At 58.8% G+C, this 25,183-nt stretch carries 21 protein-coding genes and 1 pseudogene; 13 read left to right on the plus strand and 9 right to left on the minus strand.

Features of this window, described 5'->3' with window-relative positions; all coding sequences use genetic code 11:
- Positions 1 to 67: 67 nt before the first annotated feature.
- From ACSFA0_RS22990 to ACSFA0_RS23010, 5 genes and pseudogenes are all read right to left on the minus strand, one after another.
- Positions 68 to 484: pseudogene (locus ACSFA0_RS22990) on the minus strand (winged helix-turn-helix domain-containing protein); the annotation flags it as partial.
- Positions 485 to 514: 30 nt separating this feature from the next.
- The gene (locus ACSFA0_RS22995) at positions 515 to 670 is read right to left on the minus strand and encodes a TIR domain-containing protein (RefSeq protein ID WP_435452627.1); all 156 of its coding nucleotides are present in this window, start codon (positions 668 to 670) and stop codon (positions 515 to 517) included.
- Between the two features lie 21 nt (positions 671 to 691).
- A complete protein-coding gene (locus ACSFA0_RS23000; protein WP_435452584.1) occupies positions 692 to 1,744 on the minus strand; it encodes an MBL fold metallo-hydrolase in 1,053 nt (350 codons plus the stop codon).
- 69 nt (positions 1,745 to 1,813) lie between these two features.
- The gene (locus ACSFA0_RS23005) at positions 1,814 to 3,037 is read right to left on the minus strand and encodes a phenylacetate--CoA ligase family protein (protein WP_435452585.1); all 1,224 of its coding nucleotides are present in this window, start codon (positions 3,035 to 3,037) and stop codon (positions 1,814 to 1,816) included.
- A 12-nt stretch (positions 3,038 to 3,049) separates the two neighbouring features.
- Positions 3,050 to 3,862 carry an enoyl-CoA hydratase/isomerase family protein gene (locus ACSFA0_RS23010; RefSeq protein ID WP_231940633.1) on the minus strand — a complete coding sequence of 271 codons (813 nt, stop codon included), beginning with the start codon at positions 3,860 to 3,862 and terminating at the stop codon, positions 3,050 to 3,052.
- A gap of 95 nt (positions 3,863 to 3,957) precedes the next feature.
- Between ACSFA0_RS23010 and ACSFA0_RS23015 the strand changes: the two genes are divergently transcribed.
- The 12 genes from ACSFA0_RS23015 (at position 3,958) to ACSFA0_RS23070 (ending at position 16,333) form a co-directional block, all read left to right on the plus strand.
- Positions 3,958 to 5,019, plus strand: coding sequence for a CaiB/BaiF CoA transferase family protein (locus tag ACSFA0_RS23015; RefSeq protein ID WP_435452586.1), 1,062 nt, complete (start codon positions 3,958 to 3,960; stop codon positions 5,017 to 5,019).
- Positions 5,020 to 5,148: 129 nt separating this feature from the next.
- Positions 5,149 to 6,387: a thiolase family protein gene (locus ACSFA0_RS23020; RefSeq protein ID WP_435452587.1), complete on the plus strand. Its 1,239-nt coding sequence runs from the start codon at positions 5,149 to 5,151 to the stop codon at positions 6,385 to 6,387.
- Positions 6,388 to 6,420: 33 nt separating this feature from the next.
- The gene (locus ACSFA0_RS23025; protein ID WP_056642823.1) at positions 6,421 to 7,182 is read left to right on the plus strand and encodes an SDR family NAD(P)-dependent oxidoreductase; all 762 of its coding nucleotides are present in this window, start codon (positions 6,421 to 6,423) and stop codon (positions 7,180 to 7,182) included.
- A gap of 112 nt (positions 7,183 to 7,294) precedes the next feature.
- A complete protein-coding gene (locus tag ACSFA0_RS23030; protein ID WP_435452588.1) occupies positions 7,295 to 8,092 on the plus strand; it encodes an ABC transporter ATP-binding protein in 798 nt (265 codons plus the stop codon).
- Positions 8,089 to 10,056, plus strand: a complete 1,968-nt coding sequence (locus ACSFA0_RS23035) for an AMP-dependent synthetase/ligase (RefSeq protein WP_435452589.1) — start codon at positions 8,089 to 8,091, stop codon at positions 10,054 to 10,056. Before ACSFA0_RS23030 ends, ACSFA0_RS23035 begins: the two co-directional genes overlap by 4 nt.
- A complete protein-coding gene (locus tag ACSFA0_RS23040; RefSeq protein WP_056743883.1) occupies positions 10,053 to 10,937 on the plus strand; it encodes a branched-chain amino acid ABC transporter permease in 885 nt (294 codons plus the stop codon). The genes ACSFA0_RS23035 and ACSFA0_RS23040 overlap by 4 nt, the downstream gene beginning before the upstream one ends.
- On the plus strand, positions 10,934 to 11,992 hold the full coding sequence (locus tag ACSFA0_RS23045) for a branched-chain amino acid ABC transporter permease (protein WP_260668949.1): 1,059 nt from the start codon (positions 10,934 to 10,936) through the stop codon (positions 11,990 to 11,992). Before ACSFA0_RS23040 ends, ACSFA0_RS23045 begins: the two co-directional genes overlap by 4 nt.
- 84 nt (positions 11,993 to 12,076) lie before the next feature.
- On the plus strand, positions 12,077 to 13,327 hold the full coding sequence (locus tag ACSFA0_RS23050; RefSeq protein WP_083235468.1) for an ABC transporter substrate-binding protein: 1,251 nt from the start codon (positions 12,077 to 12,079) through the stop codon (positions 13,325 to 13,327).
- Between the two features lie 60 nt (positions 13,328 to 13,387).
- Positions 13,388 to 14,176, plus strand: a complete 789-nt coding sequence (locus ACSFA0_RS23055; protein WP_056743881.1) for an ABC transporter ATP-binding protein — start codon at positions 13,388 to 13,390, stop codon at positions 14,174 to 14,176.
- Positions 14,177 to 14,219: 43 nt separating this feature from the next.
- Positions 14,220 to 15,371 (plus strand): acyl-CoA dehydrogenase family protein, encoded by a 1,152-nt coding sequence (locus tag ACSFA0_RS23060; RefSeq protein WP_056743879.1) that lies wholly within the window; start codon positions 14,220 to 14,222, stop codon positions 15,369 to 15,371.
- Positions 15,372 to 15,467: 96 nt separating this feature from the next.
- A complete protein-coding gene (locus tag ACSFA0_RS23065; protein WP_056743877.1) occupies positions 15,468 to 16,148 on the plus strand; it encodes a TetR/AcrR family transcriptional regulator in 681 nt (226 codons plus the stop codon).
- Positions 16,145 to 16,333, plus strand: a complete 189-nt coding sequence (locus ACSFA0_RS23070) for a hypothetical protein (protein ID WP_435452590.1) — start codon at positions 16,145 to 16,147, stop codon at positions 16,331 to 16,333. Before ACSFA0_RS23065 ends, ACSFA0_RS23070 begins: the two co-directional genes overlap by 4 nt.
- A gap of 112 nt (positions 16,334 to 16,445) precedes the next feature.
- Here the strand turns inward: ACSFA0_RS23070 and ACSFA0_RS23075 are convergent, their stop codons facing one another.
- The 4 genes from ACSFA0_RS23075 to ACSFA0_RS23090 form a co-directional block, all read right to left on the minus strand.
- Complete coding sequence (locus tag ACSFA0_RS23075) at positions 16,446 to 16,673, minus strand: antitoxin Xre/MbcA/ParS toxin-binding domain-containing protein (RefSeq protein WP_082564895.1); 228 nt, start codon at positions 16,671 to 16,673, stop codon at positions 16,446 to 16,448.
- A 132-nt stretch (positions 16,674 to 16,805) separates the two neighbouring features.
- The gene (locus tag ACSFA0_RS23080) at positions 16,806 to 17,252 is read right to left on the minus strand and encodes a hypothetical protein (RefSeq protein ID WP_435452591.1); all 447 of its coding nucleotides are present in this window, start codon (positions 17,250 to 17,252) and stop codon (positions 16,806 to 16,808) included.
- Between the two features lie 77 nt (positions 17,253 to 17,329).
- On the minus strand, positions 17,330 to 19,750 hold the full coding sequence (locus ACSFA0_RS23085; RefSeq protein ID WP_435452592.1) for a hypothetical protein: 2,421 nt from the start codon (positions 19,748 to 19,750) through the stop codon (positions 17,330 to 17,332).
- A 1,018-nt stretch (positions 19,751 to 20,768) separates the two neighbouring features.
- A complete protein-coding gene (locus ACSFA0_RS23090) occupies positions 20,769 to 21,413 on the minus strand; it encodes a DUF6988 family protein (RefSeq protein WP_435452593.1) in 645 nt (214 codons plus the stop codon).
- A 512-nt stretch (positions 21,414 to 21,925) separates the two neighbouring features.
- Here ACSFA0_RS23090 and dpdE point away from each other — a divergent pair.
- Positions 21,926 to 25,171 (plus strand): protein DpdE, encoded by a 3,246-nt coding sequence (gene dpdE, locus ACSFA0_RS23095; RefSeq protein WP_435452594.1) that lies wholly within the window; start codon positions 21,926 to 21,928, stop codon positions 25,169 to 25,171.
- Positions 25,172 to 25,183: the final 12 nt, after the last annotated feature.

Here is a 25,183-nt window from a genome sequence, read left to right on the forward strand (position 1 = left end):
AGTTGCTGGGATCGAGGTTCCTACCACTCTAAAGGGCACGGATCAGCCGAAATCAATCTAACGTGTTCATCGGCTTTTGCGGTGTGAAGCCCCAGCGCGCCAGGTACTTGCCCATGGTGCGCACCTGCAATCGAATGCCAAACCGCTGCTCGATGAGTTGGGCCACTGCAGCGCGGCTCCACAGCGCGTAGGGCATCTTCAGCTGATCGGGTGTCTTGTCGGCAATGAGCTTGCGAACCTGGCCCTCCTGCGCGGCATCGAGCAAGCGCCTCTCGCCCACCTTGCGGCCTCCGATGGTGTCGTGCAGGGCCTTGGCGCCGAGCGCTTCATGGCGCTTGCAGATGTTGAAGACGCCCGTGCGGCTCAGGCCGGTGAGTACGGCGATTTCGTCGTACGTGTTGCCGGCTTTGCGCAGTCGGATGACCTGCACGCGGCGCTCGTGCCGCGCTTCGCGGCTCAGCGATCTCATGTCGGTTGCTTGCATGAATCCCAGTTGAGGGTGGTGCAGAAAATTTCAAGTGCGTAAGGGCCGGATCAATAGCAACCCGTTGCCTCGGGCTATGCTCTGATCTATTTCGTATTTCACCCATTTGCTTTTGTGGGTGTTCGCGCCAACCAGCACCACTGTTACTGACGTGCCGTTCAGTTGATTGTCGATCCAGGTTTGGATAGCTCGGCTGGCGGATCAATGTCAATCTATTGTTGAGTACCACGCGACCCCGTTTTCGTCCATCGTGAGTTTTACGGTGCCCTGTGCAATGAGAAAGTTTATGCAAGCAACGGCCTCACCTGTTGCCAGGCTCAGTTGCTGCGCATCCTGTTCTCCGATGGAGCGATGAAAGAGTGCAGCGAACGTATCGACGATTCGTTGAGGCCCGGTAGTCAATGTCTGACGTAACCGGTTCAGGGCACTATTTTGACCTGACCTGAGCGAGTCAAGGCGTTCATGCAGTCCATAAAAGGGCTCGTTGTGAGAGGGGAGTACCAACACATCGTTGGGAACATCCCTCAATAGTTTATCGAGCCCCTCGTACCATTCCTTCAGCGGATTGGCCTGCGGCTCGCTGGCGAACACCGAAATATTTGAGGAAATCTTCGGCAGCACCTGATCGCCGGAGATCAGCAGCTTCAAGTCGGGGCAGTACAGAGAGGCATGTTCTGGTGAGTGGCCGCCGGTGGTGATGATCCGCCAGCCATACTTACCCAACTGGATGTGGTCGCCGTCTTGCAACCGTCGGTAGCTGTCGGGCAGAGCGTGGATATGTTTGCCAAAGCTGCCGAAGCGGCTGCGGTAGCTTTCAATGGCTGCCTCCGACCAGCCGGCGCATCTATTGAAGAGTACGCCGTCGGGCGGTGCCTCGCGGTTCGTGTCAGCATGCATCACGCGGCAGGTCAGGTACTCCAGCCGGCTCATGTGCAGCGGCACACCAAAGCGACGTGTGAACCAACCAGCCAAGCCGATGTGGTCTGGGTGCATGTGTGTGGCGAAAACGCCTTGGAGTGGCCGTGCCAGCGGCCCGTGCGCCATGAGGTCCAGCCAGTCGGCCACGGTGTCGGGGCTATTCAGGCCGGTATCTACCAGCACCCAGCCATCATGGGTATCTATGGACCATACATTGATGTGGTTGAGCCGGAATGGCATTGACAGTCTGATCCAGCGTACGCCAGGGGTAATCTCGACCCAGTGTCGTGACGATGGTGGCTTGAATGGATAAATAAGTGGATTGGCTGCGAGTTCAATCATTACTATCGTTTCATTGGGTGAGCGACGGTATAGCCACTTGGTGCATCAGACCAAACGCTTTTTAGAATTTCACTGCTTGTTGTCAACCAGCAAGGGTGCGTCAATGGGCATATCTTCTTGGATTACCCACTCGACTGAGTCGAGCCTCAGGCGGGTCAATTGCCTGAACACTTCGATCAAATCGCTTTGCGTGGCGTCGTGAGAAGCCCCTGGCGTCAGCACCGCGCGCAAGGTTGCAGTTTCCCGATGCTGCTTTTTTCCAACGATGATCTGGGCACGTTCTATAGCCGGGATCCGGATGATCAGCTCTTCCACGTTGCGTGGATAGATGAAAACTTCGCGTACTTTGACACCTTGGCCCACTCGGCCTTGCAACAAACTGATTCGTTCGACGAGACCATCCGGGGAATGGGCCAGCGCTTGCGCCACATCGCCTGTGCCAAAGCGGACCAGAGGCCAACCGCTGTCCAGCGTGGTGACCACTATCTGGCCGGGTTCGCCCGGCGGAAGGGGTGCCCCGGTGTGCGGGTCGCAGATCTGGACGAGCCGGTCAGGCTGGACCGTGTAGCCCAGTTGTCCGAGTTCTTCGTAAGCAATCAGCCCGAAGTCGCCGGTGGCATAAGCCGAGAACGTGCGGATTGCGTATTTCTGCTCCAATGCGCGGCGCTTGCCCATCCAGTCACCCAGTTCGCCGCCTAGCATTGCGGAGCGGACCTTCCATTGAGAAGGCAGGTCGTAGCCCATGCGCTCAAGCGTTTCGACCAAGGTCACGAAGAAGGAGGTGGAGGAGCAAATGCAGGTGATGCCCAGTTCCATGATGAGCTGCGCTTGTTGCTCGGCGCCGCCGGGCCCGCAGGGAATGAGCGTCGCCCCGGTGGCAGCAATGCCCGCATCTAGCAATAGGCCGGCTGGAACAAGATGGTAGGACCAGGTGTTGAGTACACGGTCACCGGGGCCGATTCCCGCCTGCCTGAACACATGCGAGAAGCCCTTGCCAGTGTCTTCGTCGAAAGAATGGGGTTCATAGACGGGGCCTGGGGAGACATAAATGCGGCGGATGGATGTGTCGTCGGCAGCGAGAAACCCACCGAATGGCGGTGACTGGCGCTGCTTATCAAGCAGTGAATCCTTACTTGTGACGGCGAGCCGTGCAAGGTCGGCAGGGCCTTGGAGATCCTGCGGCGTCATCATTGCAAGCTGATAGACCGCGCGGATGGCCGGGGCGCGGTCGTAGGCGAATTGCTGCGAAGCACGCAGTAGTCTGAATCGATCGGTGGTGGGTAACGTATGCATGGCGTTGCCGTCCTAGTGGCCCGTGAAGCGCGGGGTGCGTTTTTCGTTGAATGCGGCCAGGCCTTCGTGGAGATCGGCGCTGTGGGAATGCACTTCAGAGGCCAGAAGCTCCAATCGCAGGGCGGTGTCTAGAGGCTGCTGCAAACCATCGTCGACCAGCGTTTTCATGCGGCGCAGGCCAAGGGGGCTCTTCGTGGCAATTTTGTCGGCCACGGCTTGTGCAACGCTTTCGAGCTGGTCGTCGTCCACCACTTGGTTGACGAGGCCCGCTTCCACAAGATCTGCCGCGTCCACGAAGTCACCCGTGAAGAGAAGGTACTTGGCGCGTGTGGGGCCAATGACGCGCGGCAGGCGCACCGACCCCCCCCCTCCGGGGATCAGGCCGTAGTTGGCATGTGCGTCGCCAATTTTGGCGCTCCTTGCCGCCAGCACTAGATCACAGCACAGCACCAGTTCGAGCCCGCCCGCCAGAGTTATGCCGTTCAGGGCGGCGATCACGGGTTTTGGAAAGCGGTCAATCCGGTTCATGGTGGACAGTACGCTGTCCAGAAAGCCACTGGTGCCACTTTCGCCCGCTTGCGTCTTGACGTACTTGAGGTCGGCGCCCGCGCAGAAGGCCCGTCCAGTGCCCGTCAATACGACGGATATCACGTCTCCGCGGCTCTGTGCTTCGTTGAGTGCGTGGTCTATTCCCCGAAGCACCGCCGGGGTCAGCGAGTTCATTGCATCAGGTCGGTTCAGGCGAATCCACATGGTGCCTTTTCGTACGTCTGTAATCACAACCGGTGTCGACATCAGGGGTTCCTTGCTGGCTTGCGTGTTCATGGATCGATTCTGCTTTTGCCTCTGTTTTGAGGGACATGGGGTTTTCCATTACCCATAAGTTAAAAATTCTACCCTAAAGTAAAACAATTAAACAAATGGAGTTCTTCATGCGAAGTAAGAGCAGCCCGCTCATGTTCCCGCTATCGGGTATCAAGATCGTCGAGTTCGAGGGGATCGGCCCAGGGCCCTTAGCTGGGTTCATGTTGATGCAGATGGGCGCTGACGTTACTGTGGTCGGGCGGCCAGGTGCGAGCGCATTGCCTGATGAGCTCACTCCGAAGGACGGGGCGCTCTTGTCGCGCGGCAAACGACGCGTCACATTGAATCTCAAGAACGACGAGGACAAGGCGCGGGCGCTGGACATGGTCGCGCAAAGCGACGGGTTGATTGAGGGCAACCGCCCGGGTGTGATGGAGCGCCTGGGTTTGGGTCCCGATGTATGTGGTGAATACAACCCGCGGCTTGTGTATGGGCGCATGACGGGCTGGGGGCAGGATGGGCCGCTGGCTCAGGCCGCCGGGCACGACATGAACTATGTCGCTCTCACTGGGCTCATGTCGATCACCGAACAACCGGGACACCCTCCCATGCTTCCACCCACAGTGGTTGGGGATGCTGCCGGCGCCCTCGGGTTTGCATTTGGCATGGTGTCGGCGTTGCTAGGCGTGCGGGATAAGGGCCAGGGCTGCGTGGTTGACGGCGCCATCATTGATGTGTTGGCAATGCTGTCGCCGCTCGTGCAACTGATTCGTCAAGGTGGCGGATTGGAAGGCAGCGAACCCAGTGTCTTCCATGACTCACCCTTCTACGACCGCTATCTGTGCAGCGATGGGCGATACATCACGGTCGGTGCAATCGAGCCACAGTTCTATGCATTGCTGTTGACGCAATTGCAGCTGACGGATGTCGACCCCGCACGGCAAATGGACAAGACTTTGTGGCCGTCTCTCAAGGCGCGGATTGCGCAGCGCTTTGCTTCCCAACCTAGTACGTACTGGAATGCACTGATGGAAGGCACTGACAGTTGCTTTGCGCCGGTGCTCACCATGGCCGAAGCCGCCGCTCATCCCCACAACGTGGCTCGTGGTTTGTACAGCGTGACTGAGCAGGGCGATATTGAGACTGCGCGGGGCATGCGATTCCTGCCGCTTTGCTGAGCCGCGAATGTGATACCAAGGATAATCCCTGGCAAGCAGTTGAGAATTTTACTGTACAGTAAAAACATCTTACACAAAGTAATTTATTTGACTTTCATGGATCAAGAAGATCCGCCACGGAGAAATACGATGGAAGATATCTATGTGGTTGGTGTGGGGATGACGCCATTCGGACGGCATCTGGACAAAGACATCAAGGCGCTCACACGCGAGGCCACGGCGGCTGCTTTGGCGGACGCGGGATTGGAAAAAGAAGACTTGGAAGCGGCCTTTTTTGGGAACACTTCCCAGGGGCATATGGATGGCCAGCACATGATTCGTGGGCAAATTGCGCTGCGGGCCATGGGGATTGGGCGCATTCCGGTGGTGAACGTCGAAAACGCTTGTGCAAGCGGCTCGTCGGCGTTCGTTCTAGCCTGCAATCACCTCAAGTCGGGTGCTGGCGATGTCGCTTTGGCTGTTGGTGCAGAGAAGATGTTCTCATCCGACAAGCTCAAGATGTTCTCGGTGTTTGACAGTGCCTGGGATCTCTCGCGTGCAGAAGAGATTCGTGGGGAGTTGATGAAGATGGGGCGCGACGTGGCGGTGCCCGAGGGGAGTACCTCACCCAGGCCGTACAGCGTTTTCATGGACGTGTATGCCGCGTTTGCACGATCGCACATGCGCACTTTCGGGACGACGCAGCGCCAGTTAGCCGCCGTTTCATCCAAGAACCACGCGCACTCCATGCACAACCCGCTGTCGCAGTACCGGATGGCTTACAGCGTCGAAGAGGTGCTCGCCGCGCCGCCGATCACCTACCCATTGACTCTGCCCATGTGCTCCCCGGTGTCTGATGGCGCAGCAGCAGCCATCCTTTGCACACGCTCGGCGCTTAAGCGCTTGAACATCGATGAAAAGCGTGCCATCAAGGTGTTGGCGGCAGTAGTGCAAAGCGGTTCCGACCGGAGCGAAGACGACTACACCAACCACTGCACAGCACTGGCTTCGCGCAGGGCATATGAACTGGCAGGTGTTGGCCCAGCAGATATCTCGGTGGCCGAGGTGCACGATGCCACGGCCATGGGTGAAATCATTCAGACAGAAAACCTCGGTTTCTGTGAGTTCGGTATGGGCGGTGTGATTGCCGAGCGGGGTGATACCCGGATTGGTGGCCGCATTCCCGTTAATCCGTCCGGCGGCCTGGAGTCTAAGGGGCACCCTGTTGGGGCCACCGGTATTGCCCAAGTCCATGAGTTGGTAACTCAGCTTCGCGGGGAAGCCGGACTGCGGCAGGTGACTGACGCAAGGATTGCGCTGGCAGAAAACGGTGGCGGTCTTGAGGGCATTGAAGAAGCTGTTGCCTGTATCACCATCTTGGCGCGCTGAGCGCTGCACTCAATAAGAGACAAGAGAAATAGTATGGATGTCAAAAATACCATTGCCTTCGTCACAGGAGCTGCTTCAGGCCTGGGGCTCGCCACTTGCAAGGCATTGCTTGCGGCCGGAGCGAGCGTCATGGCGGTTGATCTGGACGAAGAGCGCCTTGCGAGCGAGGTGCTGCCGATGGGCGAGCGCGTGCGAATCCAGAAGGTTGATGTTTCAGACGAGGCCAGTGTGAAGGCTGGCGTAGACGCGGCAGTGGCGGAATTTGGTGCGCTGCATGTGGCGGTAAATTGCGCGGGAATTCTGGGTCCCTGCAAGACGCTTTCAAAGGGCGAGTTATTCCCGATGGATCTTTGGAACCGGGTGATCGCCATCAACCTGACCGGGACATTCAACGTGGTGCGCTATGCGTCGTTGGCCATGTCGCAGAACGAGCCCAATGTCGACGGTGAACGGGGGGTCATCGTGAACACGTCATCTGGTGCTGCGTGGCAGGGTCAAGTGGGCCAGGCCGCATATAGCGCCAGCAAAGCGGCGGTCATTGGAATGACGCTTCCGGTGGCGCGGGATCTTGCGCAACACGGAATCCGAGTGGTGGCCGTGGCGCCTGGTCTGTTTGAGACCGCCATGTCTGCAGGCATGCCAACGAAGGTGTCGCAAAACATTATTGACAACGTCATCCTCTTTCCTCATCGCATGGGGCAGGCACAAGAGTTCGGTGGACTGGTTCGGCACGTTGTGGAAAACGCCTATTTGAATGCCACCACGATCAGCCTGGATGCGGGTGTCCGTTGTTAGTCGTGGTCCATTGATCGCTGCGAGCATTCCCGCAAATGGATGCGTAGACCCTGCAAAGGTCTTATGAAGGAAATTCGATGGACAAAGCCAAGAATTCAGAGTGGAGGTGCCAATGAATGCAGCCATTCAAAGCCAGCGGGAAGGCGTGGTGCTGACAGCCCAGAATCTGCTGCTGCAGTTCGGTGGCGTTGTGGCGCTGAATGATGTTTCGATTGATGTGTGCAAGGACGAGCTGCTGGCAATCATCGGGCCGAACGGAGCGGGAAAGTCTTCTCTGATGAACTGCCTGAGCGGGTTCTACCGCCCCAAGAAAGGCGAGATATCCCTGGCCGGGCGCAACGTGCGCGACATGGCGGTTCACGACGTGGCTGCACAGGGCCTGGCGCGCACCTTTCAAGGTACGCACATTTTTTCGGGCATGACCGTTATCGAGAACCTGATGGTGGGGCGCCACATGCACATGCGGGCCAATCTCGTGCAGTCGTTTTTCCATTTCGGCCCGGCAAAACGCGAAGAAGTTTTGCATCGGGAGGTAGTGGAAGAAATCATTGAGTTTCTTGAAATTGAATCCATCCGGCATGTGCCGGTGGGCAGCCTCGGTTATGGGCTTCGCAAGCGCGTGGACTTGGGGCGCGCACTGGCCCAAGACCCGAAGATTCTGCTGATGGATGAGCCTATGGCCGGTATGAATACGGAAGAGAAGGAAGACCTGGCACGTTTCATTCTGGATGTGCGCGAGGCAAAGCGCATTCCTATTGTTTTGGTGGAGCACGACATGGGTGTGGTGATGGACCTAGCTGACCGCATCGCTGTGCTGGACTTTGGACGCAAGATCGCCGATGGAACGCCCAAGGAAATCCAGGCTAATCCCGCTGTGCTTAAAGCCTACCTTGGAGAGGGCGCCCAATGAAACTCGAAATCGCGACTCTTCCCCAGTTGCTGCGCAAGCATGCGCATGCCAATCCCAGCCGTCTTTCCCAGCGCCATAAGCAGCGCGGAATTTGGCGGGAGTACAGCTTTGCGGATGTGCAGCGCAACGTTCGAGAGATTGCGCTGGGCATGCACCAAGCGGGCGTCAAAGCGGGCGAGACCATTGCCATCATTGGTGAGAATGAGCCACAGCATTACTGGGCCGAGTATGCCGCGCATGCACTGGGATGCAAAGTTGTATCCATGTACCCGGACCTCACTTCGGAGGAGGTGGCTTATCTTCTGGACGACAGCGAAGCAGTCATCTTGTTCGCGCAGGACCAAGAACAGGTTGACAAGGGCCTGGATGTCCGGAACAAGACTTTGAAGATGCGCCACATTGTGTATTGGGACGAAACGGGGATGTGGTCGTATAACGACCCCATCCTGCATACCTTCGATGGCATGCAGCGGCAAGGGCGTGAAATCCATCAACGTAACGGAAAGATGTACGACGCGCTAGTGGATGCGGGAGCCCCCGATGACATAGCGGTTCTTTCTTACACTTCCGGCACGACGGGGCAGCCCAAGGGCGTCATCCTCACGCATCGCTTTTTGATCGACAACGCCCAGCGCTTGATCGATTCCATGGATGTGAAGCCGGGTATGGAATACCTGAGTTACATCGCGCCATCCTGGGCCACTGAACAAATATATGGCATCACCATGGGATTGGGATTGCCCATGGTAGTGAACTTCCCCGAGGGCCCGGAGCAGGTGTTGTCCAACATTCGGGAATTGGCGGTGGAAGGTATGACATTTGCTCCGCGCCAGTGGGAAAGCATGGCGTCCTCTGTGCAGGCGCACATGCTCGACGCAGGACCCATTCGACGAGGTGTCTACGAGTGGGGCATGAAGATCGGTCACACCGTTAATGTGGGGCGCTTGGATGGAAAACCCGTTGGCCTGCTGGACCGGTTGCTGTTTCCTATCGCCAATGCACTGGTTCTGCGCCCGTTGCGAGATCTGCTCGGCCTGACCCGGCTGCGCTGTGCCAGCTGCGGTGGTGCCACCATGGCACCGGATGTGTTTCGCATGTTCCATGCCATGGGTATACCTCTGCGCAACATCTATGGCTCCACCGAAACCGGGTTGCTGACATGCCACCAGGGTGACCGATTTGATCTGGAGACCGTAGGGCACTGGATGAAGGCGCATCCAGAGGCGGGCCCACCATTGGAATGGCGCTTGAGTGCGGACGGCGAGCTGCAGATTCGTGGCGGAAGCCCGTTTCTGGGCTACTACCGCAGAGAGGGTTCCGTAGAGTCGAAGGTGAAAGATGGCTGGTTCTACACGGGCGATGCCGTAACGAAAACTGAGCTAGGCGAGCTCGTGTTCCTGGAGCGGTTGTCGGACCTCAAGCGTTTGCGCAGCGGAGAAACCTTCCCGCCGCAGTTCGTCGAGACCCGCCTTCGGTTCAGTCCCTTCATCAAGGACATCATGACGGTGGGAGACGAGACGAGGGACTTCGTGGCCGCTCTCATCAATATCGACATGGCTGTTCTGTCGCGGTGGGCAGAAGACAAGCGGATCGGATTTTCAACCTTTACCGATTTGTCACAGCGGCCAGAGGTCGCAGAGTTGATTAGCCAGGAAATTGCCCGTGTGAATCAGTTTTTGCCGGCGCATGCGCGAGTCAAGCGATTCGCCAATTTTCCAAAAGAGCTTGATCCGGACGAGGGCGAGCTAACACGTTCGAGAAAGCTGCGGCGCGAATTCCTGGAGGTGCGATACGCCACGCTGATCAACGGTTTATATGATGGCTCGCACGCCGTGCGTATCGATATTCCTGTGACCTACCAGGACGGTCGGCGCGGCAATTTCGAGGCTCTGGTGTCCATCCATGACACGGACGCCGCAGGGTCAGACCACCTGGGCGCAGCCCGAAGCAGAGGACGGAAATGATCGATTTTATTAATTACCTGATAAACGGTGCGCTGTCAGGGCTTCTGTATGCGTTGATCGCCATGGGGTTCGTCGTGATCTATCGCGCGTCAAAGGTGTTCAACTTTGCACAAGGTGAGTTGGTGGTCTTTGGCGGCTACATGGTGTGGTGGACGATTATTCAGATGGGTCTACCGCTGTGGGTCGGATTGCCCGTGGCATTCGTTAGTGCTGCAATTTTTGGTTTCATGATTGAGCGGATATTTTTTGCCCGTCTGGTTGGGGAATCCGTCTTCTCGATGGTCATGGTGACGATCGGTCTCTTGATTCTGATCCGAGGCGTTGTGTTGGTGCTTTTTGGCCCACAGGTGCGTGCTTTTCCGATCATCTTTCCTCTGGATCCGATCATCGTTGGCGATCTCATCGTCTCCCGTTCGATGCTCTACGGTGGAATTATGACCATCTTCATCGGCGTTGGTCTCTCCTGGTTTTTCAACCGGACAAGGGCTGGTTTGACCATGACGGCCGTGGCGGAAGACCACCAGGTGGCCATGTCCATGGGCATCTCGGTGCAGCGTTCCATTGCCTTTGCGTGGGTGCTGGGATCCGTGCTTTCCACACTGGGGGCGATAGTGCATTTGAGTGGCCGCTCCATCAACATGATGAGCTCCGACATCGGCCTGGCTGCTTTGCCGGTGGCCTTGCTGGCTGGGTTGGAGTCCCTCGCAGGGTTGCTGATCGCCGGTGTTTTGGTGGGTGTGATTCAGGGTTTGGCTTCGGCCTATCTCGATCCCCTGGTGGGGGGAGCGCTGGGCTCCGTCTTTCCTTTCATCATCATGCTGGTGGTGTTGTTAATTCGTCCCACCGGCATGTTCGGGTGGAAAACCATTGAGAGGGTATGAGCATGGATCCCGCAGGTGTATTCGCGACTTCTTTCGCCAAAGACCAAGCACTAATTCGCACGCGCAGCCAGGCGGTGGCATTGGGCCTGTTTGTTATCGCGCTGTTTGCGCTGCCCCTGATCAGCGAGGTCCGCTGGGTGGCGATCATGACCTCTATGCTGATTACTGCAGTGGTGGTCATGGGGCTGCAGATCAATACTGGTCTAGCGGGTCAGATCAATTTGGGCCAAGCTGCGTTCATGGGGGTTGGTGCGTATGCAACAGCGCTCCTAGCGACGAAAGGCCACCTGCCTTTCTGGCTGGCTTTGCCCATTGGCGGGCTGTGCGCGGCGCTTTTTGGGCTGGTGTTTGGATTAACCGCAATGCGCATAAAGGGTTTTTACCTTGCCTTGACCACGATTGCTGCGCAGATCTTGTTCCACTTTTTTGTGCTCAACCTGCCTGCCAAATGGCTGGGGGGATCTAACGGCATCACTCTGGAACCAGCACAGTTCCTTGGGTTCGTTTTCAACACCGATACCCGCATTTACTACCTGTGTCTGGTAGTGGCCTTCATCATGATTGCGGGCGCCTACGGCGTCGCACGCAGCCGCCATGGTCGAATTTTTGCGGCAGTGCGTGATGACGACGTGGCCTCAGGAATGATGGGCATCAATGTCGTGCGCACCAAGGTACTTGCCTTCTTGCTGGGTGCGTTTTACGCGGGCATCGGTGGAGGGCTCTGGGCTTACTACGTCAGGTTCGTGGCGATTGACCAGTTCACCCTGATCCACTCGATATGGTTCATCGCGATGATCATTGTGGGTGGCATGGGGTCGGTGACGGGCGCGCTGATCGGCGTGTTTGTTATCCGTACTGCCCAGGAGACGATCACCATCGTGGGCCCTTCACTGGTCGAGAACTTTTCCTTCCTGAGCGGAGACGTTGTTTTCGCAGTGATGAATATTTTCCTGGGTGGAGTCATCGCGGCCTTTCTGATCTTTGAGCCACGCGGTCTGATGCACCGGTGGAACATCGTCAAGCGGTCTTATCGCATGTGGCCTTACCCATATTGACCGCAATCCTGTTTTCTGCAGCCACCTTAGGCGCTGGGAAGGGCTGCTCCAATGCAAAGCGCTACTACAAAAGGAGACTTTTTTATGAAAACGAATCGAGCAAAGTTGTCGGCAATGGTCAAACTGGGGCAACGCGGCGCTTTACTGGCGTCAGCCTTGTGCCTTGGCGGCATGGCACAAGCTCAGACTACTTACAACGTGGCTGGCCTGGCTGACTTCACCGGACCTTTCGCAGACATCATGAAAGATATGACGGGATGCCGCCGTGCGGTGCTCGACTGGTGGAGCGAAGAGGTCGGTAAAGCGCAGGGCGTCGCATTGCGAATCAAGGATTTCGACACCCGCTATGACGTCGCCCAAGTGGCCAGCCTCTGGCCAGGCATCAAGTCCGAGCTCAACCCGGTGGCTGTTCTGGGTGTGGGCGGTGCAGATACCAATGCGCTGCAGCAGCGCTTGCCTAGTGACAAGGTGCCTCTTGTCCAGTCGACAGCAGGATATGGATTTGCTTGGAAGGGTGATAACTGGGTGTTCAATGCCCGTGCCACTTACCCGCACGAAGCGGCTGCGTTTTATGTGTGGATGCAGAAGAAGTCGGGTTCGTCTGCTCCTCTCAAGGTGGGGGTGATTTCATCGGAAGTATCGCCGGCCTACGTGGACATCCACAAAGGTGTCGAGAAGTTCGCTAAGGACAATCCGAAGATCATTGAAGTCGTTGAAACGATTTATACCGAAGCACAGCCGACCGACCTTACCCAGCAGGTCAGCCGCCTGGTCCGCAAGGGGGCCACGGTACTGCAGGTGTTCAACAATACAGCATCGGTAGTGGCGACACGGCGCGCCCTGCAAAGCCTTGGAAAAACCAATATTCCGATAGTGGTTAGCGCTCATAACGGGTTGCTTTCGTCGGGGAAAGCGCTGGGTGACCTGAGCCAAATGGATGGAAACTATGAGGTCTATGGCATGGCCATGGCCGCCGAAGGCGCAACACCGGCACGGGACTTCTTCGAGAAACTGCGCAGCCAATACAAGTTGCAAGCCGCCTATAACTCTGCCTGCATTATGGGCATGAGCCAAGCGATGTTGACGGTTCGTGCCGTTGAAAATGTTGTCAAGGTCAAAGGTGCTGGCGGTGTGACGGGCGAAGAGGTTCGCGCTGCACTGCTGTCCACCCCCATGCCTACCGAGCGCAGTTTTGGCTTGTTGCCCAATATCAAGTTCAACAATGATGCGCCGTTCCCGACCTCGGGCACAGCCGTCAACATCGGCACCGTCGAAAAGGGAAAGTACAAACTTCTCGAGCAGAACGTTCCGGTTCCTGTGTTGAACAAGTGGTAATTGCAAATCGGCCTGGGTCTCGGGCCACCGAGACCCAGGCCACATCATCTGGAGCTACCCGTGCTTGAACTGAACAACGTTGAAGTCCTCTACAGCGACGTCATTCTTGCTGTCAAAGGCATTACCGCCAAAGTCCCCGCTGGACAGTGCGTGACCTTGCTGGGCGCCAATGGCGCTGGCAAGAGCACCACGCTCAAGGCCATCTCCAACCTGGTCAGGACAGAGGATGGTCGTGTGACGGCGGGGAGTATTCAATTTGATGGTGCGGACATCACCGGTGCCAACCCCGTCGATGTCGTTCGCAAGGGGTTGGTACATGTCATGGAAGGGCGCAAGGTTCTCCGCCACATGACAGTGGAGCAGAACCTGGTGGTGGGCGGTCATATGGGCAGCGCTGGCGATGCCAAGGAAATGCTTGATGAGGTGTATAGCCGCATCAAGCGTCTGAAAGCCTTGCGTACTCGCACAGCAGGTTACCTGTCGGGCGGCGAGCAGCAATTGCTGGTAATTGGACGGGCCCTGATGGCCAAGCCTAAGTTGGTGATGATCGACGAGCCTTCGCTCGGCTTGGCTCCGCTGATGGTCGATGAGGTCTATGGTTTGCTGAGTGACCTCAAGACCAGCGGTCTGACTCTGCTGATCGTGGAGCAAAACACCCGCGTCGCTCTGGATTTAGCCGACTACGGCTATGTGATGGAGAGCGGACGGATCGTGTTAGAGGGCCCCTCCAACAGCTTAAAGACCAACGAGGACGTTCGAGAGTTCTACCTCGGCCTGACGGTCGATGGGGAGCGCAAGAGTTTCCGCGACATGAAACATTACCGCCGCCGCAAGCGCTGGCTGGGTTGACCGCATTGGGTCAGTCGTTTTCCAAGTTTTCAAGGATGGGTTTATGAGCATCGTTTCCAATGCATTGCTGAGCGAACAAGAAGTCATTATTCGGGAGTCTGCCCGGCGTGTCGCGACTGAAGTGGTGGGTAGCACGGCCGCCGAACGTGATCGCACGGGGGCTTGGCCACACGACGAAATCAAGGCAGTTGCCGACGTAGGCTTCATGGGCATGCTCGCCCCGCCAGCATACGGCGGTTCCGGGCTTTCATTCGTGGAGTATTGCCTGGCTATTGAAGAATTCGCAGCGGCCGATGGTGGCTTCGCCACCATGATGCACGTCCACAACTCAGCTGCGCACGTGTTACGTAGTTTTGGAACCGAACAACAGATGGCCCGCCATCTGCCGGATCTGGCCAGTGGCAAGCGCATTGGTGCCTTTTTATTGTCAGAGCCCCATGCAGGCTCGGATACCGCAGCCATCCGGACCACGGCTAAGCGGGACGGCGACGTTTATGTGATCAATGGCAGCAAACAATGGATTTCCAATGGCAGTGAAGCGGGCTTTGCGCTCGTCGTGGCAGCAACTGCGGAACCAGGTGCCCGTCACCGCTTCAGCCTGTTCATCGCGGACCCCGAAGATCCAGGCTACCAATGCTTGCGTATCGAAAGGAAGCTGGGCCAGCACACGGCCCACACGGCTCAGATTCAGCTGGACAACATGCGTGTTCCAGTTCAGAACATGATCGGTGAGGAAGGGCGCGGGTATGGCAAAGCACTATCGCTGTTGTCCGATGGGCGCATCGCAATCGCCGCCCTGGCCATCGGCATTGCCCGTGCAGCGCTGGAGGCAGCCATCCGCTACGCCAAAGAGCGCGAGGCCTATGGCAAGCCACTCACCGAACTGCAGGCCATTAGCTTTGATTTGGCGGAAATGGCCATGCAGGTTGAGGTGGCGCACCAGTACATGCTGTATGCAGCTCGTCTTACGGATGCGGGCCTGCCAACCAGTAAGGAGGCCTCCGTTGCTAAACTCTATGCCAGCGAAATGGCTGAAAAGGTTTGCTCTGCGGCGCTGCAAGTGCATGGTGGCTACGGGTATGTCAACGACTTCCCGGTCGAGCGCTATTATCGCGATGTGCGCGTTACAAAGATCTACGAAGGCACTAGTCACATTCAAAAGTTGATCATTGCGCGCAGTATCTTGGCTGGCTGATGAGCACGGCCTTTCTCCGCAGGCCTATCGGCGAAAGCAGTTCGATACACTTTGCCTCAGTTAGCGATACGAATGCCCTCAAGGAAAACAACACCAATGAGTACGCCAATTGAGGCAAAGCCCAAGTCACTGACACGCAATGCTGCCAAAAGATCGGGCAAGGGCGCAAAATGGAACAATGCGGTCAGCGGCGCGGATGAGCAGTACCAGCTCAAAAAGCAAGCTGTCATTGCGGAAGCTTCGCGCGCATTTGGCCGCCATGGGTACAAGAATGTGTCCTTGGACGAGATTGCAAAAACGCTCAACGTCACCAAGCCTGCCCTCTACTACTACTTCAAGAACAAGCAGGAACTTGTCTACGAATGCCACGAGCTCGCCATGCATTTGGGAGATCGCGTCTTGCAAGACGCGATCGCTTCGGAAAATACTGGTTTCGGTCGGATCTCGGTCTTCATTAAGAACTACATCTCGTTGCTAACGGATGAAATGGGCGCACCGGCGATCCTCCAGGATTTCTCCGGTATGACTGTGGCGGATCAGAAAAAAATCACTTTGCGTCGGCGAAAGTTTGATCAAGAGCTGCGCAAAGTGCTCGAGGGGGGTGTTCAGGATGGTTCCATTGCCCCGTGCAACGTGAAATTGGCGGTGTTCTGGTTCATGGGCGCTGTTAGCTCGATTACCCAATGGATGCATATCGATGGCAGCCTTGGAAGCGACGAAGTGGCCGATATTTTTATCGGTTTTCTTGCGCATGGTATTCGTCCCAGTCAAGCGTGAATCTGGCGCAACAGGCTTGGGCTTCCGGTTGTGTTCTTCGCAGTGAGGCAATTCTGGCGGACATCGTCGTGCATGGCGGAAACCGGTGCTGGAATCAGGTCTTCAGGCTTGATCAGGATGGCAAGGTGGTCGAGTTCTTCGAGGCAGCCAATGCGAGTATTTCTGCTTCGACGATGGGATGCTGAGAAGCTGGTCGGCCCACACGGGAATCCAAGGCGGCTTTCAAGGCGTGTGCGATGGCCCAATGAATTAGTGGGCAGTGACGCATTCAATGAATGGAGAGCACCACAATTGCGCTCAGGAATAGGCCCCGGATTGCGCGCGCAGGAGGTGGCTACGCACCAAATCCAGCCCGCCGGGTCCGCTGAGAACATCCAGTGGACGACGATGACCAAATGTCGGTGCCAATTCCAACAGCCATTGGTCAAGCCAAGCCCGCGCGTCAAAACCTACTGGTGTTCCTGATTCATCAACCATACGCTGAACAAGTGCGGAGAGGGTAGCGATATCGTCTTCGAGGGCCATGGCCCATTCTGATCTGCACGCCAGATGAATGCAATGCACACGTCCGGGCAAGGTATCTTGAATTGAAGGGAGTTCCCCGCCCTACCACCGCCTGCATGACGAACATGGAGGCGATGAACTGCAGTGGGCGATTCAGCGAATTGCTCGCTTGCTTTGGGCGGACATATGAAAACTGCCTTGGTCTTCGGCTGGGGTGCAAGAGTGTGGGGGGTATTTTGGACGTGCGAGCACCGCGCGTGCTGCTGCAACTATCGCGGCTGAGATCAGGCTGATCTGCAGCCATGCCACCATGAGCAAGAAGTCGAGTTGCTGTGCTCCTCGCTCCAAGTCATCTGGTGCCACAGGCTGCGCAAGTATCACTGCAACATTGAATGATGGGAGTGTCATCTTCATCAGCAGATTGATTGCCGAGGCAGAGCCCATGGCTGCTGAGCCGTAAGTGGCAATCATCAGGGCGGTACCGATAAGCAGGCCGAGCAGGATGGGTTTGATGATGCGGGGCATGAGCATGCGAATCAAGCCGATCGCCATCAGTATCGAAGGAGCAACCATAGTGCTGCCCGCTTGAAATTGCCCCATGGAATGCGGCTTGATGCCAATCTTGATGAGCGCGTTGGCCAGGGAGGAATGTCAACATGTGGGCTGCTATGGCAGTTTTACAGCTTATATTTTTGCTCTCGACCCAATTTGACTGAGGCATATGTTTTTACAGGATAGGAAAAGTCATGCCTCAGGAGAGGAATTTTTACAGGGTATATTTTTATGATCAGCCGTGCGCTCACGCCGTCGGCGAGGTAGAGGCGCGGGTCGGAGCCCTGCAGGTCCAGGATGAACTGCTCGGTCTCTCTGGATAACTCCACCTTCATCCCGAACAGCGAGAACTCCTCCTTCACCGAAATGCGCACGAGGCCGCCGGAGATGCCGGCCGTCATCTTGAGCGCATCGAGCTGCAGCTTCAGCTGCGACTGGATCGTGGAGTTGAGCAGGTGCAGCTTCACGGACAGGTCGGTTGTGAAGCGGCCCTGCGCGAGGCTGGCCGTCGTGCCCGAGTGATCGATCTCGATGTACTGCTTCAGCCAACCGGCGGCGCCGGACTCGCCCTGGGCCGCGGGCGAGGCGAGGAAGGGCAGCATCCGCTCCTTGAGCTTGCCGAACTCCGCGGTCACCTTCACCTGCTCGTCGATTGGCTCGAATTCGTAACCCGTGTAGCTGATCGCGGCGCCCTGCAGCGGCGGCAGCGCGGTCTTCAGGGCACGCAGGAAAGCGGGCTGGCCGTTGCGCAAACCCAGCGGGACGAGGCTCAGGCGCTTCACGCCGGCGCCCTTGGTGGCGAACCGCACGCTCACGAGTTTCTGCGGCGGCGCGCTCGAACCCGGGGCCGGCAGCTGGCCCGCGGGCCGCTCCAGCGCGGCGCCGCCGAACCACAGGTCCATGCCCAGCGACAGCGTGGATAGCTGGTCATCGGTCAGCGTGACCACCGCATAGGCGTCGCGCGCGCCATCCCGCAGGTCGATCAGGAGCGCGAGTTCCGCGGAGCCGGGCGCGGTCAGCTCGAATCCCGCCGCCTCTTCGTGGAAGGTCTCGGCCACGCGGCTCTTCGTCAGCGACACGATCACCTGCTGCAACGCGAAGGTCTTCTCGTCGACGATGACGAGCATCTCCAGCTCGCCCAGCATCTGCGCCGCCGAACGCAGGAGCCTGAACACCTTCTCCAGCACCGCGCGGACCACCTCGGCCAGGCCGGCGGCGCCGCGCGCGATGGCCGAGAGGATCGCCGCCACCACCTCGATCAAGGCATCCGCATCGGGCAAGTCCGGCCCCTTTATGCCGAAGCGCAACCCGATGCCGCCCATCGACGGCAGTCGCTGGATGAGGGAGGCCAGGTTCTGGATGGTGGGCTCGAGCACGCGGACGGCGCGGGTGTGATCCTTGCCGTTGATGCTCACGCGATCCTCGAAGCGGCCGTTCTTGAACGGCAGCTCCAGCTCCAGCTTCAGGCGCTTGGAGGGCTGCGTGGCGGGATAGACCGACAGCGTGGTCTCGTAGCAGCCGATCCATGCAGTCGCGCCGCCCGAGACATCGAACGCGAGGTGCAGCGTGTTCTGCTCCGCGTGCAGCATCAGGTCAGCCAGCGGCGGCGGCAGGGGCTTGGGCGAAGCGGCCCATTGGACGGGCTCGAGCGCCGCCTGGAACGGCGACACGGTTACCGTGCCACCGTCGAAGCGCACGTCGAGGGTCCCGATCACGGTGTCGCCGACACCCGGTGCGCTGATCGTCACGTCGGAAACCTTCAGCGTCGCCGTCAGCTCCCTGGGGCCGGCCGCATAGCTGGCGGTAAACGAAACCGTCTTCGGCACGACCTTCAGCGGCAGGCCGGGAAGCCGCGGGAGGGCCAGGCCCGGGTCGAACGCATCGAGCGTCCAGCCGGGCTGCCAGTCGAACGAGGGGAACGACAGCGCGGGCCCGCGCATGCCGAGCGTGGGAAGGTGCAGCTCGAGCCCGGGAAAGCCGGCCTGCGCGTCCACTACGATTCGCCACGCGATGGTCACTTTTGCCTGGCCGGCCCCGCCGAGCTGCGCTTGACACTCAGCCGCAACCTCGATGGTGCCTCTGAAGAGGACGGCCGCGCTTCCATCCTGCGATAGGCAGGCGCCGAGGTTGAAATCGGCCCGCCCATACGCGAAGACGGCGCCGGCAGGAAAAACACGGGCACCCGCGAACTCACCGCCCGTGCCGAGCACGACCTGCGTCGATGAGACGGCTTGCACGAAGTCGCGCCAGCGGCTCTCGAGATCCTTAACCACCTCACTTTCCGCGGATGCGACGTCCCTGCGGATAGCGGCCAGCGACTTGAGCCGGGTGACGCCGGCATCGTCCTTGGCGAAAAGCCCGGAAGGGATGTCGAAGGGCTGGCGCAGCTTGACGGACACCGACGCCATCGCCGGGGCCTCGCAATGTAGTTCCAGCGCTTCCGCGCGTCCCGATGCATCGGTAGAGATCTCGATGCGCAACCCCGCTGGGCCGCCCGCAGAATATAGGATCAAGCCCATCGTCCCCTCCAATGCGATCCAGCGCATCAGACTACGCGCGGAACTCGATGCTGTCGAGGTTCGTGTTGGTGCATGTCACCAAGTAAGCGGAGAGACGGGGGTCCGATTCGATTGATGCCCGCCGCGAACCGCAGTATCGGCGGGAAGCACGCGCTATATGGGCCAGCTACGCGCGCCTAGCGGGCATGCGTGCAGGAGTGCAACGCGAAGTCCTTTAGATTGATGAGGCCGCGAGCCGAAACGGAAGTGCTGTGCCGCCCGCTGGCCATCGACGGCGCGGAATGGTTACCGGGGCATGACGGCATTCCTAACGGCGCGGCGGAGTTGCACTTGACTGCGCCGGAATTGCTGCGGATCGGCCAGATGATGCGCGCCGGCGGCAGCTAGGATGGTCGCCAGTTGGGGCCGGCGGCGTTCGTTCGCGAGGCAACCACACGCAAGATCGCGAGCGCATCCCGCCGCGCGGCCGCCTGGAGCGATGGGGCTACGGTTACCTGTGGTGGCTGTCGTCCGCGCCTGGCGACGAATTGCCGGCATACAACGCGTCGGGTTCCAGCGGGCAGTTTCATTCACGTCGTGCCTGCGCTTAAGGTGGTCGTGGTGGCCCTGACAGAGCAGATTTCTCGTGCGGTGGCGATCCGGATCGCGGCGATCATTCGCGAAGCAGCGCTGCCAGCGGCGCGCTGACTAATGATGCAGCTTGCGATACACCGTCGTCCGGCTGATGCCGAGCGCTTCGCAACTTGCGCGTCGTTGCCGCGCGCGGTCCGATCCATGGTGCGCTTGCAATCTGATCGGGCGAGTGCCTGCCGCGAGCGGTGTTTGAGGGGCGACGTTAGCCGGGATGGCCGTAAGAAGCAGACGGTCGAATCGCCAACGCGGTGACCGCCCGCTTCCACTAGGAGCGTCATCAATCCTTCGAGGACAATGGGCCGCATTCAGTCTGAAGCGGAAATTGACCCGATCGTCGCAGACTCCGCCTGATCCATCTCGTTCAGTCGTAGATCGCGCCATTTGCGAGAAACGACAATTCCCGACGCCCGGTTCAAGCTCTCCGGACGACCGGCGTCATAGGCGGTAGGCATGCAAGGTGTCGCTGAAGAATCTGAGCGAGATCCCCATCGGCACCCGTCGTCATCATCATCACGTTGGTCGCCATGAGCGAGAACGCGTTGCCGTTAAGGGCGATCGCGATCTGCTGAGGTTCAGGACATCCCGCAAGCGCTTGGACCACCGGTCGTATGCCACCATGGACGTACGAATGCATCGGTACCCACGTAGCATCTTTCAGTGTTTTGAGCGAACTGAAGACGTGTGCCGGATGATTCTTCTCGATGGTCTGAAGCATGGCATCGACGTCGGTGCCTTTGATGGTCTCGTTGCCGGCGTCCAGTCCAGCGGCGTTCGGGGACAAGAAGGCTTCGACCCAACTATCTTTGGCGCCCTTGAAAACCCAGATAGCGCGCACGAGGGCTTCAAAGGCCGGCCGCACAAGCGTCATGGCGGTAATGTCATGCCCAACCGCGAGCAGGTACTGCTGGCTAAGCACATGTTCACGGACAATGGCGCAAAAGCTCGTAGTAACCATTGCCCGTTTGTCGTTGGGTATTGGCGCGTCCTGCCAAATGTCTTCGAGGTCTTGATGAAACGCCTCACAGAGATCCAGGACTTCACCAAGATTTTTACTCATACGCTCACCGTTCAGTTGGACCGCAAACAGGACCCGTTCGCGCCTGCAGCATAAAAGCTTGGAAGAGCGGGTGACAGCGACATGCTGTGCTGGAAACCCGCGACGGCACGCTAGTGGAATTTTGCGTTCGTAACATCCAGCAGGCTGCTTGATCGCGCCAGGACTTAAAAGATCCTTTAATCACCCACCTGCTGGCCACCTTCTACTGGCAGGTCCGTGACCAGCCTCAATCGAAGCCGGCATCAGCGTTGGGGCACTGCTGGCGGTCATAGCCCGCATCTCCCGTCGGTTGCCGTTACCTCGGAAGTCGCACGCACGTTCACGTGGTAACCTAATGTATCAAGCCGGCTTGACGACGCGGCCGCAACGCAACCGTCGTCCGGGTCGCCATCTTGCAAACAGACCACAACCTTCGAGGCAGGTTGGATCGAGTTCATTCCGGTCGATTGCCCTTTGCCCTTCATAAGGCGAGGGCCTCTTGTTGAGGAGATTCGTTTGTACAAGGCTAGGTCATGTTAGCTATCGGCGATTTCGTTCAGGTTCGAGCAGAACCCTTCCATGCTTGGGGATTGGGCAAGCTGACCGGGCTATCTGGCGATGAAGCCACGGTGCGGTACTTCGATGCGCCAGGCGCCCAGGGCGAGGAGACGGTCAAATGCCCAGCCACTCAGGTTCAGAGGGCGCTACTGCCCGCCCAAACACGCGTCTATCGACGCCACTTGGCCGGGGGACGATGGCAAGCGGGCCGGGCACTTCATTCGGAAGGCGACACCGTCCTCGTGCAATTCCCAAATGGCGACGCTCTTGATTGCAACGTTCAAGACCTCGAGACCCGCAGGAGCACGCCGCTTCGCGATCCGATGCCGTTTTTGGTGGCCCAGGCCACCGACACGCCTTTCCTCAGTGAGCATCGGTCTGCCTTTGTACGAGCGGTTTCAACTCAGCACTCAAGTTCCAATGGAATGACTGCGCTATTAAGCGCATCAGTAGAGTTGGTGGAGTACCAGTTTGAGGTCGTCAAGCGCGTTCTCACAGATCCGGTCCAACGGTTCTTGCTGGCCGATGAGGTAGGACTGGGCAAGACCATTGAAGCGGGCGTCATCATCCGGCAATGCGTGCTTGATGATCCGAACGCAGTCGTCGTCGTGGTGACGCCCACCGCCCTGGTGTCGCAGTGGCGCCAGGAACTCTCGCGGCGTTTTGCCTTGAAATCGCTGTTGGATGATTTCGTGTTCGTCGTGGGGCACGACGACATTGGCCGACTCGCCAAACTGCTACCAGCGGCCGAGATGCTAGTCGTGGACGAGGCGCACCACCTGTCTCGCCAGGTCGAGGGACAGGCCAACGACCTGTACCGCTTGTTGGAGGTCCACGCGGCCCGCGTTCCTCGCCTGCTCTTGCTCTCAGCAACGCCGGTGCTCAGTGACAGTGCTGGCTTCCTGCGCGTGATGCACCTACTTGACCCGGTTGTCTTCCCGCTAAACGATCTGCCAGGGTTTAGGCGTCGCCTGGAGTCACGCCAACTCATTGCCGAGTTGGTGGCGACGCTGGTGCCTGACAACCTGTACTCGCTGCCCGAGGAGTTGGATAGGTTGACCGCTGCCATGGGCGATGACGCACTGCTGATGACGCGCGTCACCGAACTGCGTGAGGTGCTCGGTACCTTTCCGGAAGAAGACGACGTAGGCTTTCTGGCGGCATTGGAGGCGCTGCGCACCCACCTTTCCGAGACCTACAGACTGCACCGGCGGGTCCTGCGCAACCGCCGCGCCGCGGTGCCGTGGGCAACCATGCGACGCAAGGGACTCGACAGGATCAATTTTCGAGGCCATCGCACGGATGCTTTGTGCGAGGTGATCGAGAAGTTGCGTCTTGAGGCCTTTGGCATGGTCGATGTACCGCGCGCCGCGCGCAAGGCCTTGTTGGAATGGGCGGTGCAACCGCGCGCGCGTCTGCGCGTCTCGGACCTCCTGCAGCGCCTAGGCGTCGCCGACGCCGGTTCGTTGCGTCTGGGAACTCAACTCGACGAGACGGCCCAAGCCATGGACAAGGACGCATCGCGCATAAATGCGCTGAAGTCTGCGCTGCACGGCCTGCTGGACAAACCTGCCGTCCAGGTGGTCGTGTTTTGCGACACCGAAGCCGACGCGGATCGGGTATTTGAGGCCCTGCAACCCCAATTCCATTCACAGGTGGTGCGCCATACCGTCGAGGTTGTCGACGGCGATGACGATGCGCCGCCGCCCGCCTGGCAAGCCTTCATGTCGCATCCGTCAGCATGTCGCATCCTGGTTTGCGACGCCCGGGCCGAGGAAGGTGTCAACCTGCATGGCGGCGAGAAGGTCGCGCTGCATTTTGATCTGCCGCTGTCGGCGAACAGGATAGAGCAACGCATGGGGCGACTGGACCGCTTTGGCAATGGCAAGGAAGTACGGGCGGTAGTCCTGATCGACCAGGACAACCCAAATGAAGCCGGGTGGTTCGAACTGCTGAGTCAGGGCTGGGGCGTCTTTGATCGATCGGTTGCCAGCCTTCAATACCTCATTGAGGAAAAGACACAGTCCCTGATCGATGAGTGGGCCGACCACGGGCCCTTGGCCTTTGCGGCCTCTTGCGAACTGATTGCAGGCCCAGGGGGGCTAGTGGCACAGGAACTGAGGCGAATCGACCACCAAGACGCACTGGATGCCCTGTCAGTTTCGGATCCTGAGGCCATGAGTCCGATGGAGGAATGCGACGGCGATTGGCGAGCCTGGCGAGTCGCCGTCCGTGGACTGGCAGTGGACGCCTTGCGCTTTGTCTGGCGTCCCGAGGCCAGTCGCGCCAACGGCGATGAAATTGTCCGTGTGGGCTACGCGTACAACGGTCAACAAAACACGCTGCTGCCGGTGGGCCGGTTCCTCGACACCTTCCTTGAGGCCGTAGACGTCGAGGCGCCTGCGAGCAGCGCTCAGTTCCCCTTGACCCATCGCTACGTCTTCCATCGTGCCAGTGCCAAGTCGGCAGATTGTCTGGCCAAGGAAGTGCGCTTGCTGCGTGTCGGTGACCCGATGGTCTCCGCCTTGGAGCAGTTCTGCCAGTTGGACGATCGCGGCCGGGCCTCCGGCCTGTGGCGCGTGCGTCCCCAATATGCGGTCAACGACCCCAGTGGCGCCGATTTGTTCTTCCGATTCGACTTTGTGGTCGAAGCTGAGAGCCCGCCGGCGACCGACAGGTCAGCAGTCCGTCAGATCCGTGCTCATGCGCTGGCGCGCCAGGCCGGCGCAAGCCTCCCGCCTTTGTATTTCACCGTCTGGACCTCGGGGGGGGGCGAAATCCTGGACAACCCGCCACCGGTTGTCCTGGAGGATTACAAGTCAGGTCAGCGCCAACCCTACAGTGGACCGGATTTCAACCTGAACCCCGAGCGCTGGCGTGCGCTGCAACACACTGGAAAGTTAACGTGGCTCCATGAATGGGATCTGCTTTGCAAGCATGCGCGAACCAAAGCGGAGCGCTCGGTCCGCCAGTCTGACCGGATGCGCGAACACGTGGAACGTGCCGTTGCGGCGACAGAGCGCCAGCACCTGTTGCGCGCTACCCAGGGCCAGGCCCGAATTGCGCGACTCGAAGGCGAACAAGCGATCCATGAAAAACAGGGTCTTGCTGACGATGAAGATTTCTATCGCGCGCTGCGCCAGGTGCTGCAGGAACCCCTCCTGCGCCTGGATAGCGTGGGCGCGGTGTTCGTTTCGCAAGACTCACCTTTCGAGCGATGACCGTGGGCAAGC

Origin of the sequence: Variovorax restrictus, assembly GCF_051216715.1 — a bacterium.
GTDB lineage: Bacteria > Pseudomonadota > Gammaproteobacteria > Burkholderiales > Burkholderiaceae_C > Variovorax.